The sequence below is a fragment of the Pseudobutyrivibrio sp. UC1225 genome (assembly GCF_900115215.1).
GTDB lineage: Bacteria > Bacillota > Clostridia > Lachnospirales > Lachnospiraceae > Pseudobutyrivibrio.
In genome coordinates, this window is sequence record NZ_FOVQ01000007.1 from 122,151 (window position 1) to 137,632 (window position 15,482).

The 15,482-nt window shown below is 40.8% G+C and carries 13 protein-coding genes; all 13 read left to right on the top strand.

What is annotated here, in order from left to right:
• The first annotated feature begins 40 nt into the window (after positions 1-40).
• The 13 genes from BMZ41_RS10370 (at position 41) to BMZ41_RS10430 (ending at position 15,441) form a co-directional block, all read left to right on the top strand.
• Positions 41-1,948 (top strand): PTS fructose transporter subunit IIABC, encoded by a 1,908-nt coding sequence (locus tag BMZ41_RS10370; RefSeq protein WP_090529399.1) that lies wholly within the window; start codon positions 41-43, stop codon positions 1,946-1,948.
• Positions 1,949-2,159: 211 nt separating this feature from the next.
• Positions 2,160-2,423, top strand: a complete 264-nt coding sequence (locus tag BMZ41_RS10375; RefSeq protein WP_028247563.1) for an HPr family phosphocarrier protein — start codon at positions 2,160-2,162, stop codon at positions 2,421-2,423.
• Between the two features lie 37 nt (positions 2,424-2,460).
• Positions 2,461-4,164: a phosphoenolpyruvate--protein phosphotransferase gene (gene ptsP, locus BMZ41_RS10380; protein ID WP_028247564.1), complete on the top strand. Its 1,704-nt coding sequence runs from the start codon at positions 2,461-2,463 to the stop codon at positions 4,162-4,164.
• 121 nt (positions 4,165-4,285) lie between these two features.
• Positions 4,286-5,425 (top strand): cation diffusion facilitator family transporter, encoded by a 1,140-nt coding sequence (locus tag BMZ41_RS10385; protein WP_090168006.1) that lies wholly within the window; start codon positions 4,286-4,288, stop codon positions 5,423-5,425.
• A gap of 22 nt (positions 5,426-5,447) precedes the next feature.
• Positions 5,448-6,950, top strand: a complete 1,503-nt coding sequence (locus tag BMZ41_RS10390) for a nicotinate phosphoribosyltransferase (protein ID WP_090529402.1) — start codon at positions 5,448-5,450, stop codon at positions 6,948-6,950.
• A gap of 2 nt (positions 6,951-6,952) precedes the next feature.
• Positions 6,953-7,642 carry a class I SAM-dependent methyltransferase gene (locus tag BMZ41_RS10395; RefSeq protein ID WP_242870648.1) on the top strand — a complete coding sequence of 230 codons (690 nt, stop codon included), beginning with the start codon at positions 6,953-6,955 and terminating at the stop codon, positions 7,640-7,642.
• A 121-nt stretch (positions 7,643-7,763) separates the two neighbouring features.
• Entirely contained in the window at positions 7,764-9,215 is a 1,452-nt protein-coding gene (locus BMZ41_RS10400; RefSeq protein WP_090529405.1) for a methyl-accepting chemotaxis protein, read from the top strand.
• Between the two features lie 144 nt (positions 9,216-9,359).
• Entirely contained in the window at positions 9,360-10,349 is a 990-nt protein-coding gene (locus BMZ41_RS10405) for a LacI family DNA-binding transcriptional regulator (protein WP_090529408.1), read from the top strand.
• Between the two features lie 153 nt (positions 10,350-10,502).
• Positions 10,503-11,786: an extracellular solute-binding protein gene (locus BMZ41_RS10410; RefSeq protein WP_090529411.1), complete on the top strand. Its 1,284-nt coding sequence runs from the start codon at positions 10,503-10,505 to the stop codon at positions 11,784-11,786.
• Positions 11,787-11,937: 151 nt separating this feature from the next.
• A complete protein-coding gene (locus BMZ41_RS10415) occupies positions 11,938-13,350 on the top strand; it encodes a carbohydrate ABC transporter permease (RefSeq protein WP_090529414.1) in 1,413 nt (470 codons plus the stop codon).
• Positions 13,350-14,192: a sugar ABC transporter permease gene (locus tag BMZ41_RS10420; RefSeq protein WP_177184207.1), complete on the top strand. Its 843-nt coding sequence runs from the start codon at positions 13,350-13,352 to the stop codon at positions 14,190-14,192. Before BMZ41_RS10415 ends, BMZ41_RS10420 begins: the two co-directional genes overlap by 1 nt.
• A gap of 184 nt (positions 14,193-14,376) precedes the next feature.
• Positions 14,377-14,637 (top strand): DUF1292 domain-containing protein, encoded by a 261-nt coding sequence (locus tag BMZ41_RS10425; protein WP_072913388.1) that lies wholly within the window; start codon positions 14,377-14,379, stop codon positions 14,635-14,637.
• A gap of 69 nt (positions 14,638-14,706) precedes the next feature.
• A complete protein-coding gene (locus tag BMZ41_RS10430; RefSeq protein WP_177184208.1) occupies positions 14,707-15,441 on the top strand; it encodes an alpha/beta hydrolase in 735 nt (244 codons plus the stop codon).
• Positions 15,442-15,482 lie beyond the last annotated feature (41 nt).

Below are 15,482 nucleotides of genomic sequence, written 5' to 3' on the forward strand. Positions count from 1 at the left end.
TTATATAAATTTTATTAATGTTTTTAATGTAGGAGGGAATATGAAAATTTCAGAGTTTATCGATCCTAAAGGGATCAAGCTTCAGGTTGCGTTAGAAGACCAGAACGATGCAATTGATCAACTCATTGCACTTCATGATTCTGTAGGTAACTTGAAAGACGTAGCACAGTTCAAGGAGGCTATCCTTGCACGTGAGGCAAAGGGTTCAACAGCTATCGGAAATGGTATCGCTGTTCCTCACGGAAAGTCAGCAGCTGTTGCAAAGGCAGCTGTTACAGCTATTACTTGCCCAGCAGGTGTTGATTATAAGGCACTTGATGGCAAGCCAAGCAATCTTTTATTTATGATTGCAGCTCCAGAGGGTGGAGCAGATACTCACCTTGAGGTGCTTTCTAAGCTTATGACAATGCTTATGGATGCAGCATTCTGCAAGACTCTTGTAGAGGCTAAGACAGTTGATGAATTCCTTGGACTTATCGACAAGAAGGAAGCAGAGAAGGATGCAGCTTCTGGCGTAAAGGCTACTTCTGGTTCTGATTCAAAGAAGATTGTCGCAGTTACAGCATGCCCAACAGGTATTGCTCACACATTTATGGCTGCTGAGTCTCTTGAGCAGAAGGCTAAGGAGCTTGGCATTGGTTTCAGAGTAGAGAAGGATGGTTCTGGCGGAGCTAAGGATCCTCTTACAGCTGCTGAAATCGCTGAGGCAGATGCAGTTATCGTTGCATGTGATAAAAATATCGATATGAGCGTTTTCGATGGCAAGAAGGTTGTGCTTGCTTCTACAAAGGAAGCAATCCACACACCAGAGAAGCTTTTCGAGAAGGCTGAGACAGCTTCTGTATATCATCACACAGGAGCAGTTACAAAGAGAGCAGATGATTCTAACGAGACATTAGGACGTCAGCTTTACAAGCACTTAATGAATGGTGTATCACACATGCTTCCATTCGTTATTGGTGGTGGTATACTTATCGCTATCGCATTCTTACTTGATGATTATTCAATTGATCCTAGCAACTTCGGTTCTAATACACCAGTAGCTGCTTGGTTCAAGACAATTGGTGGCGGAGCATTTGGATTTATGCTTCCTATCCTTGCTGGTTTCATTGCTCAGTCAATTGCTGACAGACCAGGTCTTGCAGTTGGTTTCGTAGGTGGTCTTCTTGCATCAACAGGAGCTACATTCGCTAACCCAGGTGGAGCTATTCCATCAGCCTTCCTTGGTGCATTAGTAGCAGGTTTTGCAGCTGGTTACTTTATGAAGTGGCTGGAGAAGGTTTGCGACGTACTTCCACAGTCTCTTGAAGGTATCAAGCCAGTACTTATTTACCCACTTTGCGGTATCACAGTAATCGGTATTATAATGTGCGCAATCAACCCAATCGTTGGTGCCCTTAACGCATGGATTTCAGGTGTTCTTACAGGAATGGGAACAACATCACTTATTCCTCTTGGAATCATCCTTGGTGCTATGATGGCTACAGATATGGGTGGTCCACTTAACAAGGCAGCATATGTATTCGGTACAGCTGCTCTTGCAGAGCAGAACGAAGTAGGCTGGATGATTATGGCAGCAGTTATGGTTGGTGGTATGGTTCCTCCAATCGCTATCGCTCTTGCTACACTTATCTTCCCTAAGAAGTTCACAGTTGCTGAGAGAAAGGCTGGTCCTGTTAACTTTATCATGGGCTTCTGCTTCATCACAGAGGGTGCTATCCCTTATGCAGCAGCAGATCCACTTCACGTTATCCCATCTCTTATGGTTGGATCAGGTGTGGCAGGTGCTCTTTCAATGGCATTCAAGTGCACACTTATGGCTCCACACGGTGGAATCTTCGTATTCCCAGTAGTTGGTCATGCTGTACTTTACCTTGTAGCTCTTGCAATTGGTTCAGCAGTTAGCTGCGTACTTCTTGGTGTATTAAAGAAGACAGTAGAAGACTAATAATATAGAAGAAATAATATTATAAGCTTTCATACCATTCCGAGGGGGCTTCCTCTCGGAATGGGTTTTTGTTTATTTTTGTTATTTATTTGACAAAAACTTATATTTTTTTTAGAGAAACAATAATAGACAAATAGGTTGTTTTTCTATAAAGTATATAAATGTACTTTTTTAGGGATTAATTAGTACGTTGAAACGAAAGGAGATATTTATGGTTTCAAAAGTAGTTAAGGTTACAAACGAGCAGGGTATGCACATGCGTCCAGCTACAGTTTTCAGCGCAGCTGTTACACCATTCGAGTCAGATGTTAAGATTGGATACAATGGTATGCAGTACGATGGAAAGAGCGTTATGATGCTTATGGCAGCTTGCATTAAGTGTGGAGCAGAGATCGAGATCATCTGTGATGGTTCTGATGAGGAAGCTGCACTTGCTAAGGCTGTTGAGCTCGTAGAGAGTGGTTTAGGAGACTAATTCGTTACACTATTCATATTTAGAGGGAGGAACATCTATGTACAAGGGCATAGAAGCATCTAGAGGAATAGGTATTGGTAGTATCTGCCTCATCGTAGAGCGCGACTTATCTTTTGAGTCAAAGCACATTGATGATACAGATGCAGAGAAAGCAAGATTTAATTCAGCTATTGATAAGTTCAAGGCTGAGACAGCTGAAATGGCTGAGAATATTAGAAAGAACATCGGTCCAAAAGAGGCTGAAATCATGGAAGGTCACTTAGCTATGATCAACGATCCAACAATGGCTGGTGAGATGACTAAGATGATTGAGGCTGGTCAGTGTGCAGAAGCAGCAGTTACAGCTGTTTGCGATATGTTCATTGGCATGTTCTCTAAGATGGAAGACGATATGATGCGTCAGCGTGCATCAGATATTTCTGATATCAAGATTAGCTTGCTTAAGATTTTACTTGGGGTAGAAGATGTTGATATTAGTAAGGTTGCTCCAGGCACTGTTTTAGTTGCCCACGATCTGACACCTTCTATGACATCTCAGATTGTTAAAGAGAATGTTGTTGGTATTATCACAGAGGTTGGAGGTAAGACTTCACATTCTGCTATTCTTGCAAGAGCCTTAGAGATACCTGCTGTCCTTTCAGTTCCTGGAATTACAGAGCTTGTTAAGGACAAGGATACTGCTATCGTCGACGGTACAGAGGGTGATGTATATATCAATCCAGATGGTGACGTAGTTTCGAAGTACGTTATCAAGCGTGAAGAGTTTATCCGTGCTCAGGCTGAGCTTAAGAACTTCTTCGGTAAGGAGACAGTTACAGCTGACGGAGACAGAGTAGAGCTCTTCTGCAACATTGGAACACCTAAGGACGCTAAGAAGGCTATCGAATGTGACGGTGAAGGTATCGGCCTTTTCCGTTCAGAGTTCTTATTCATGGACAAGCCACATCTTCCAACAGAGGATGAGCAGTTCGAGGCTTACAAGGAAGCCGTTGAGACTATGGCTGGTAAGACAGTCATTATCCGTACTCTTGATATTGGTGGTGATAAGGATATCCCTTATCTTGGTCTTGAGAAGGAAGAGAATCCATTCTTAGGATACAGAGCAGTTCGTTACTGCTTAGCTAATAAAGATATTTATAAGACACAGCTCAGAGGTCTCCTCAGAGCCAGCGCTTATGGAAAAGTTAAGATTATGGTACCACTTGTTACTTGTGTTGATGAGGTTCGTGCTGTTAAGGCTCTTGTTGAAGAGTGCAAGCAGGAGCTTAAGGCAGAGGGCATCAAGTACGATGAGAACATCGAGGTTGGTTGCATGGTTGAGACAGCAGCAGCTTCACTTATTGCTGATCTTCTTGCAAAGGAAGCAGATTTCTTCTCAATTGGTACAAACGACTTAACTCAGTATACAATGAGTGTTGATAGAGGAAATGCAAATGTTGCATACCTTTACTCAGCATTTCAGCCAGCAGTTCTTCGTTCAATCAAGAACATTATTCAGGCTGGTAACGCAGCTGGTATTCCAGTTGGTATGTGTGGTGAGGCAGCAGCAGATCCACTCATGATTCCACTTCTTATGTCATTCGGTCTTGATGAGTACTCAGTGAACCCAGTTCTCGTACTCACAGCTCGTAGCATTATTTCTAAGTGGTCAAAGGCTGAGGCTGATGCTTTAGCAGAGAAGGCACTTAGCCTTTCAACAGAGGCTGAGGTAGTAGCTCTTCTTAAGGCTTCTGCAAAATAATGTGAATTAAATCAAGAAATGGTATAATAAACCTTGAGCAATTCGGTTGCTCAAGGTTTTTTTATTATAAAAAGCCTTCCCCTTGAGGGAAAGGTGGCCCATAGGGCCGGATGAGGTGAATATGAAAAATACAAACATGAACGTAGCGGACGCAGTAGATAATCGAAACCAGGTCATTGTTAGAACAAGTATCATAGGAATAATTGCCAATCTTCTTCTGGCAGGATTTAAGGCACTGGTAGGTTTATTATCAGGTTCTATCGCCATTATTCTTGATGCAGTAAATAATTTATCAGATGCTCTTTCGTCTGTAGTTACAATTATAGGTACCAAGCTGGCAGGTAAGATGCCTGACAAGGAGCATCCTATGGGCCACGGACGTGCAGAATACCTAAGTGCTCTTTTAGTAGCAGCAATTATTATTTATGCAGGTCTTACATCGTTGAATGAATCTATTCTTAAGATTGTTCATCCAACTGAGGTAAAATATGAGACTTTTACATTAGTTGTTCTTGTGGCAGCTATTTTTGTGAAATTTTTCCTTGGAAGATTCGTAAAATCAACAGGCGAAAAAGTGAATTCCAGCGCTCTTATAGCTTCGGGAGCAGACGCAAGTTTTGATGCTATTATTTCTACATCTGTTTTGCTTTCGGCTATAATATATATTGCTTTTGGTATTTCACTTGAGGCGTGGTTAGGTGTGATTATTTCCTTAATCATCGTAAAGGCTGGTTGGGAAATGATGTCAGATACTCTTGATGATATCCTTGGACGTCGCCCAGACAGAGAGCTTACCGTTGGTATCAAGAGACTTATCTGTGAGGAGCCAGAGGTTCGCGGGGCTTACGATTTAGTGCTTAATAACTATGGTCCAAATAAATTTTTCGGTTCTGTACATATTGAGTTGCCGGATGTTATGACTGTAGAAGAGGTGGATAATCTTACACGTCGTATACAGGCAAAGGTATTCAAGGAGACAGGAGTTGTGCTTACAGGTGTTGGTGTGTATTCATATAACACTAAGAATGACGAAGCGGCTCGCATTCGTAACCGAGTTCTCGAGATTGTTAAGCAGCATGAATGGGCGCTTCAGTTACATGGCTTTTATGTTAATACAGAGACAAAAGAAATGCGCTTTGACGTAGTATTCAGCTTTGAAATAGTTCACACTGAAGGTGTTGAGATTATACATAATGAAGTACTTGCAGAGTACCCAGAATACGATATTCAGATTGCCGCTGATGTAGATGTGGCAGACTAGGATAAGACAGGAGAATCGAGTAATGAAACAGACACAGGACAAAGAAAGAAATCTTACCATGATGATGGATGAGTATGAGTTGACTATGGCCAACGCATATTTCAATGATCCAACCATCGATCCAAAAACAATGGTAAGTTTTGATGTATTTTACAGAAAGAATCCAGATGGGGGCGGTTTTGCAATCTTTGCAGGTCTTCAGCAGATTAAGGATTATCTTTTAAATATGCACTTCACTGATGAGGATATTGCTTATCTTCGAAGTGTAGGTCATTTTACAGAGGACTTTTTAGAGTACCTTAAGAATTTCAAATTTACAGGTGATGTGGATGCGTTTCCAGAGGGAACTATTATGTATCCAAACGAGCCTATTATCACTGTTACAGCTCCTATTATTGAGGCACAGCTGGTGGAGACTGAGATTCTTGCTCAGGTAAATCATCAGTCTCTTATAGCTACAAAGGCCAGCCGTATTGTAAGAGCCGCTGCAGGTCGTGCTGTTTCAGATTTTGGTGCAAGACGTGCACATAATAACGATGCAGCAATCTACGGAGCAAGAGCAGCTTATATTGGTGGTGCTGCAGGTACTGCAACAGTTTCTGCAGGTCAGTATTTTGATATTCCAATTGGCGGAACAATGGCCCACAGCTATGTAATGTATTTTACAAGTGATGATAATGATTATGGTACATCAGAGCTTCAGGCTTTCAGAAGCTTTGCAAAGAGCTACCCTAACAACTGTATTCTTCTTGTAGATACTTATAATGTTCTTAAGTCAGGTGTACCTAATGCTATAAAGGTATTCCAGGAGATGAAGGATGCAGGTATCAAGTCAAAGAGCTTTGGTATCAGAATTGACTCAGGTGACTTGGCATATCTTACAAAGAAGTCCCGTCAGATGCTTGATGCTGCGGGCTTTACAGACGCTAAGATTATCGTAAGTAACTCACTTGATGAGTACACCATCACATCTATTCTTCAGCAGGGTGGTCAGGTTAATTCATTTGGTGTTGGCGAGCGTCTTATCACAGCAAAATCTGAGCCTGTATTTGGTGCAGTATATAAGCTTTGCGCAGTTACAGATGCCAAGACTGGAAAGACTATTCCAAAGATTAAGATTTCTGAGACAGTGGAGAAGATTACTAATCCTGGTCTCAAGGATGTATATCGAGTTAAGGATGAGCACGGAAGAGCAGTAGCAGATATGCTTGCAATCAAGGGAGAGCAGGTAGATATGTCTGTTGCAGGTGGCTACAAATTCGTAGACCCTGAGCAGCCATGGAAGAGCACTCATGTATTTGAAAATTGTACAGTAGAGCTTCTTCAGAAGCCTCTTATCAGAGATGGAAAAGCAGCCTGCGAGGATGAGGATATTCAGACAATCAGGGCAAGAGTAAAGGAACAGCTGGAGACCAGTGTATGGCCTGAGGAGCAACGTTTCGAGAATCCACATAAGCACTATTTGGATATGACTCCTGCATACTATAACATGAAGATGGAACTCTTACGTGAAGAGGATAAATAAGATTGATATCAGATTTACAGATTAAAGAATATAATACAAAGCTTGCGCAGCATGATTTAGCCCTTGTGTTTTCGGACCAAGGGCTTTGCCTTACTGATGGCAAGCTTCAAATAATGGCAGATTTCAGGGAAATGCTTCCAAGATTAAAGCAGAGTAATCTTCAGCGAGAGATGCTGGTGAAGGCAGCCAGAATAAAGGGGCAGGAGATGCCTCAGACTCTAGTGGATGCCACGGCAGGCTTTGGAGAGGATTCCCTTATATTAGCGGCCGCTGGATTTCAGGTTCGTCTATATGAATTTGATGAAATAATCGCAGTGTTGCTGCAGGATTGCATGGAAAGAGCAGCGGAAATTCCAGAGCTAAAGGCGGCAGTAGGTCGCATGGAACTTATCTGCGGGGACAGTGTTGAGGGCATGAAGAATCTGGATTATACGCCGGATATAGTTCTTCTTGACCCAATGTTTCCAGCACGTCAGAAGAGCGGGCTGATTAAAAAGAAATTCCAGTTGATTCAAAGGCTTGAAAGTCCATGTAGCACTGAAAATGAGCTGTTAGAAGCAGCTGAGATGGCTGGACCTAAGCGAATAGTAATCAAACGTCCTCTCAAGGGACCATATCTAGCTGACAGAAAGCCAAGCTACAGCTTAGAGGGGAAAGCTATTAGGTACGATTGCATGGTTTACGCAAGATAAAGGGACTTTGAGTATAATTCATCAAATGGCATTTTTTGTTCACGGAATACCCTTATTTTTATACTAAAATCAATGATATATAACACAAGTAGTGTGCGTATCTTTAAAAAAGAGGGTAAAAATGAAAAAGAATAAGCGTACAACAGTCAGAAGAAGAATAACTAGGCATGTAGTAATTGCAATTGCAATAACTATCACGGTTATGACTATTGTTAATCTTATATATTTGTCTCGACGAATTATCGAGCAGCAGGAGATGAAGCTGGAGCTTGCTACTCAAATGAGTGCTGGCGAAGTGCAGAATTGGATTAAGGACATGTCTACTGTTACAGAAGATATGGCAAGTTCTCTTACTGCTTTAGGTGATTTGAATGAGGTTACAGTGCGAGCCGTCGTAGACAGAGTGGCATTGAATCATCCTGAGCTCTATTATGTATATTTCTCAGACAGACTGGGTAATGCGACTATGGCTAGAGGAGTTCAGTTTGCTGAAGGGGTAGACCCTAGAGAACGAGTTTGGTATAAGACTGCAGAAGCGCTAGGCCATACGGTAGTAATAGATCCTTATTCCAGCGCATCGCGACCAGACATTATGATGGTAACAGTTGCCACCCCTGTTTATTGGGGAACAATGCTAGTTGGAGTTGTTGCTGTTGATGCAGATATTGCAACTGTTCAGGATTTTATTAATTCGATAGATTTTGAAAATGGTTCCTATGGGTTCCTTTTAGATAGCAAAAATAATATAATCGCTCATCCAAACTCCGATTTTAATCCAAAGAATGGAAATATAACATCAGCAGTGGATGTTATGCCTGAACTGGATGATATTTTATCCACATCAAAGCAGGATAAATATATAACAGCTCCTGACTATACAGGTAAAAGAATGGTATATTCAGCTCAAACGCTTGAGGGTAGCAGGTGGACAGTGGCTGTGGCCTATCCAGAGTCTAACTTTCTTTCGCATGTGGATCGAGGAATTCGAATTAGTTTGTTTGTGGCAATACTGTGTGCAATTCTAGCAGTTGGTGATATTACAGTTACAGTTAGAAGAGTACTGAAGCCTCTAGGTAAGATTAATCCGGCAATGCAAAAAATCGTGGAAGGCGATTTCTCTACCAAACTAAATTTCGCTGAAGCAAATGATGAGATTGGTGATTTACAGGATGAACTAGCTATTGTGTTAGAGGCTTTGTCAAAGGTAATTGACAAGCAGGCTTATGTGCTTTCTGAGATGGAAAATGGAAATCTTATTGTGGAGGATATTGAGAACTTCCCAGGAGAATTGAATCAGATTGCCAAGTCAGTTAATTCAATCAAGGAAACCTTCAACGATATTATTTCAGATATTCAGTTCTCAGCAATCAATTTACAAAGCTATGCTATGGGTATTAATGAGACAACTGATATGGATGAAATGAGGATGATATTTGAGGAGCTTTCTGCGGAAGCAAACGCATTAATGGATAAGACATCAAAGTTCATCACAATGCCAGGTGGACCAAAGACTACAGACTATGATTCAACTGGTGCATATAGCAGTCAGAATGATTATCGTGATGATTTTTAATTATTGACAGAAATAGAATAAGAAACAGATTTAGAGTCTCTGACGAAAATCAGAGGCTCTTTTTGTATTGTTTTTACAAAAATAGCGCAACCGATTGCAAACGGAGATTTCTTGTGGTAGGGTTTGTACTGAGGTGGAAAATATATGGGACAGACATTAGATTCGATAGCTAAGGAGCTTGGTCTTTCAAAGACAACGGTAAGCCGTGCAATTTCAGGCAAGGGCCGTATTTCCGAGGAAACAAGACAAAAAGTTAATAAATATATCAAGGAGATTAACTACAGACCTAGCGCTGTAGCACGCTCTCTTGCGGCCAATCGTACTTTCAACGTAGGGCTTGTAGTGCCTGCGGATTCTGCTTTGGGAGAGATGCCATACTTCCAGACTCTTATGACAGGAGTCTGCGACAGAGCTATGGATTATGATTATGATGTTCTTATCCTGCTTGCTGATAACGATGGAATTACACCTTTGAAGCATGCTGTTCAGAACCGTAAGATTGATGCGGTTATTGTCAGCCGTTGCGAGAGAGATTCCAAGGTTATTAATTTCTTGAAAGCTTCAAATATTCCTTATGTAGTAGTGGGAAATCCTATGGATGACGAGGTGCTCTGTGTAGATCATGATAACCAGGGCGCGGCATCAAGAATGATTGAAACACTTATTGATAAAGGAATTACACGTATGGCTCTCATTGGTGGTGGTGAAAATATTAATGTAACCCACAGCCGTTTAGAGGGCTTTAGAGATGGCTTTAAAAACAAAGGTCTTAAGGCAGACGAAAGTCTGATTTTCTTAAATATGCATAAAAGCGCAAGGATGGATTCTGTGTTGCGCGAGGTTATTTCAGAGGGGGCGGAATGTATTGTCTGCATGGATGATATGCTTTGCAACTCCGTATTAAACTGCCTCCACAATGATGGTATTTCTGTGCCTGAGGATGTAAAGCTTTGCTCCTTTTATGATTCTAACTTACTATCAACATCAAAACCTTCAATAACCAGCCTTTATTTTGATGCAAAGAGACTGGGAAGTGAATGTATTGAGCTTCTGATGCGCAACCTAGATGGCGAAAGTGTCACAAACTTGGTAGTGACTGACTTTAACATTCAGATGCGCGACAGCACAACTTAGTAAAAATTAATAAAAAAGATACACAATAGTCGTTAAATTTGCTGTGTTGACGAAAAACGCTACAAAGGATAGGATTATGTATGAAGAACAACCGGTTGCACAATGACGACAACCTGGGAGTATAAATATCATGTAAAAAATGGAGGAATAATCATGAAGAAAAAGTTAGTATCAGCACTTCTTGTTTCTACAATGGCAGTTTCTGCATTTGTAGGATGTGGTGCAGCAGCTGAGGAAACACCAGCAGCAGATTCAACAGAGGCTACAGAGGAAACAGCAGAGGCATCTACAGAGGATGCAATTGCAAATCTTATTGCAGCAACAGAGGGAACAGTAAATATTGACCTTTGGTGCTCAGAAACAGAAGAATATCAGACAGTTATGAAGAAGCTTTGCGATGATTTCGCAGCTCAGTATCCAGATGTAGATTTCAACATCACACTTGGTGCTGTTTCAGAAGCTGATATGAAAGATAGAGTGTTAGAGGATGTTGAGGCAGCAGCTGATGTGTTTGTATTCCCAGATGATCAGCTCGAGGCACTTGTTAAGGCAGGCGCTCTTAACGAGGTGGCTGCTCAGTATACTTATGATATGAACGAGACAGATACTCCAGCAACAGTTGAGGCTGCTCAGTACGATGGAAAGCAGTATGGCTATCCATTCACAGCTTCTAATGGATATTTCTTATACTATGATAAGAACCAGTTATCTGATGAGGATGTAGCTTCTTGGGAAGCACTTACAGCTAAGGCTGAGGAGCTTGGCAAGGAAGTTGGTTGTGAGACAGCAAACGGCTGGTACTTATATGGATTCTTCAAGGGCGCTGGTTGCAACCTTACAGAGAACGAAGATCAGTCAAACAACTGTGATTGGAACAATGAGACAGGTCTTGCGGCAGCAGAGGCACTTCAGGAAATCGCTTCTTCTAAGGCATACAAGAGCTACGGAAACGATGACCTTCTTGCAAACCTTAACGATGGCAAGGTTGTAGCTTATGTATCTGGTACATGGAATGTAAACGCATTCTCAGAGGCTTATGGTGATGGCTATGCAGCCACAAAGCTTCCTACATTCAAGGTAAATGGTGAAGACAAGCAGATGGCTTCTTACTCAGGATACAAGTTCGTAGGTGTTAACGCATACGCAGAGAACACAGGTTGGTCAATGCTTCTTGCTGAGTACCTTACAAACGCAACATCTCAGGAAGCTGTTTACGAAGCAACAGGTGAGGGCCCTTCAAACACAGAGGCACTTGCAAAGGCTTCTTCTCCAGCACTTAATGCTCTTGCAGCTCAGTCAGAATTTGCACAGCTTCAGAGAGTTGGTGGCAACTACTGGACACCAGCAGAGTCACTTGGAAAGAACATCCTTGAGGGCAAGGTAAGCCAGCAGGTACTTGATGATGCTGTAGCAGGTATTACACAGCCTGTAGAATAAGCAAGTATTTTGTCTAGCGGAGCGAAGGCAAAATGTTTGCCACGACGCAGCCTCTTTGCCGAAGGCAATCATAATGGCTGCGTCTTCCCGCTAGTATGATGTAGACTTCCCCCTGATAAGGGGGAAGCCTTTTATATGAAGAGGACTATGTATGAAGAAAATCGGTAATTACTTTAAAGACTTTGGGCAAGCAATAGCCCACGGCGACATCTGGGTAAAGCTTTCCCTTATCATCATGGGTGCAGGCTACTTTGGAAGAAAGCAGTTTGTGCGCGGCATACTCATGACAGTGCTCCAGATAGGAGTGCTGGCATCAATTTTTGGTGTATTTGCACCTTATATGTCAAAGCTCAATACTCTGGGAACGGTTCAGAGAGAAGAGATTTTTGATATTGTAACTATGAAAAAAACTGTTAATAATTACGATAATTCTCTGTTGATTCTCCTTTATGGAATTATTGGAATTCTGGTAATTATTGCATTTATCGCATTATATATTGGTAATATTAAAGCAACATATCGCCTTCAGAAGATGCAGGAGAACGGTGAAAAGCTAAATACATTTGTAGATGATATTGTTTCATTCAAAAATGAAAGATTCCACATCACCCTCCTTACTCTCCCAAGCTTAGGCGTAATTCTTATCAACATCGTACCTATTTTATTTATGGTATGTATCGCATTTACGAATTATGATGAAAATCATCAGCCACCTACATATTTGTTTACATGGGTTGGTATTAAAAACTTCGTAAATCTTTTTACAACAAGCCAGACAATCACATTTGGTTACGCTTTTGTAAGAGTATTAATTTGGACATTGATTTGGGCTGTTCTTGCAACAGCAACAACCTTCCTTGGCGGTATCTTACTTGCCCAATTTATCAACCATGAGGATACAAAATTCAAGGGCATGTGGAGAACACTTTTTGTAATCACAATTGGTATTCCACAGTTCGTTACACTTCTTCTTATCAGTAAGATGTTTGGTGATAATGGTATCGTAAATACGTTTTGCTCAAATGTAGGAATCCTTGATTTCTTCAAGAACATTGGATTGCTTAATGCGGCAGATTCCTTCATTCCATTTTTATCACGTCCAGGCTGGGCACACGTAACAATTATTCTTGTTAATATTTGGGTAGGTATTCCATATCAGATGCTTGTTGCCACAGGTATCCTTATGAATATCCCTTCAGATCAGATTGAATCTGCAAAGATTGATGGTGCCAACAAGTTCCAGATTTTCTGGAAGATAACAATGCCTTATGTATTGTTCATTACAGGCCCATCACTTATTCAGTCAGTTATTGCTAATATCAATAACTTTAACGTTATTTATTTACTTACATACAACTACAAGACAACAAACATGGCCATGGCTAATTCACACGCCAACGAGGTTGACCTGCTTATTACCTGGTTATTCAGACTGACAAATGAGTACAGTAACTTCAAGATGGCATCAGTAATTGGTATTGTAACATTCGTAGTTTGTGCAGCCCTTTCACTTCTTACTTTCTCAAGAATGATAGGTGGAGATAAAGAGGGGGTATACAGATAATGAAAAAAACATGGAAAATAGTCGGAAGACATGTCGTTCTTGCAGTACTTGCATTTATATGGTTGATACCAGTTTTTTGGTTGGTAGTAACAACATTTGGTGTGGAAAAGGGAATTAATACAAATCACTTCTTCCCGGCACATTGGACACTTGCAAACTATCATCAGCTTTTCTTTGAGCCAGATGCAGCAGCAAATTTCCCTGCGTGGTTTAAGAATTCAATGATTATCGGTGTCTTTAGCTGTCTTGTTTCTTCAATATTTGTAATCATGACAGCTTACGCATTTTCATTTATTGAATTTAAGGGTAGAAAGAAGCTTATGAGCTTTTCACTCATCCTTGGAATGTTCCCAGGCGTACTTTCAATGATTGCTATGTACTTCATTTTGAAGATGCTTGGACTTACTGATAGTGTAGTAGGACTTATTATCCTTTATTCAGGTGCATCAGGTCTTGGTTACCTGATTTTGAAGGGATTCTTCGATACAATTCCTACTTCACTTCACGAAGCAGCAAAGCTTGAGGGCGCATCAGAGGCAACAATCTTCGCAAAGATTGTAGTGCCACTTTCAAAGCCAATGATTGTTTATACAGTCATCAACTCCTTCCTTAATCCTTGGATGGACTTCGTAATGGTTCGTCTTATGATTAAGTCAAAGAATGCAGCGGACTGGACAATGGCTCTCGGACTGTTCAACTTATTACAGCGTGCTCTTGTTAACCAGTACTTCGCATACTTCTGTTGCGGTGGATTAATGATTGCAGTGCCAATCTCTATCCTCTTTATCATCATGCAGAAGTTCTACGTAGAAGGTGTTACTGGCGGAGCCGTGAAGGGATAAGGAAATTTTTTGTCGAGTCGACTTTAAGATAATTATATGTAATATATGTGAAATGCGCCCCACCGAGGGGCGCTTTTCTATAATATTTCATATTTTTTGTATACTCTTTACACAATTATAATGTAGTATAATGTCCATAAAACGGGGGGATTTACAATCCTGAAATTTTAAGGAGGAACCCGCAATGGACAATGAATTTAGAGAGTATATTACTTTTGTTGTAAAGACGAAAGATGGCAATGAAGTAGAAATGGCTGTCATTGACCAGTTCGAGTTTGAGAACAAAGGTTATGTAGCTGCTGCTATAGTTGACGGTGATACAGTTAGTGATGAGGGATGTTTTATCTATCGAGTAAAGGTTGGAGAAGAAGATTTTAAGGTAGAAAAAATTACTAACCAGATTGACTATAACAGGATTGCAGAAGCATACATGGAAATGATTTAAAAATTTTGACCAGCTCGACGGAGCTGGTCATTTAATTTTTAAATCATTTACTTTATAATCAAAAGAATGATGAAAAGATTTAATAGTGCGAAACTTAGAAAAATTATAATAGTGATACTCCTGTGGGTTGTTTTTATCGTAAAAGCAACTCTTGTTTTGCAAACTGCATATGAGGCTACAGATAGGGCTAAGGAATATGTAAAACATCCTGCGGAGGGTGTGACTGTTATCGATAAGACAAAGACATTAGAATTTACACCTGAAAATCCTACAGCAGGATTTATTTTTTACCCAGGAGCTCTTGTGGAACCGGATGCATATGCACCATTACTGGAACAGTTGGCAGAACATGGAATAAAATGCATTATGGTTAGAATGCCACATTATATGGCACTTTTGGATGCAAATGGTGCTCGTGGAATCAGAGAGATGTATCCTGAAATCAAGCACTGGTATTTAGGAGGTCACAGCCTTGGTGGTGCCATGGCTTCCATGTATGGAAACATTCATAGTGATGAATTTGATGGGCTTATCTTTTTAGCTGCTTATGCTACAGATGATTTGACAGATGATGATTTAAAGGTTCTTTTAGTTCGTGGAGATCAGGATAAAGTTTTAAACATGGACAGATACAACGAATGTCTAAAGAATCTTCCTTCAGATTATCAGGAATATGTTATCGAGGGTGGATGTCATGCTTACTTTGGAGATTATGGTCCACAAAAGAACGACGGCAACCCTTCTATCACAGTGGAGGAGCAGACCCGTCAAACCGTTGAAAAACTAGTAGATTTTATGGAATAATCTCGAAATTTTTGTGAAAGTAATTGTACAATTGAATTTTT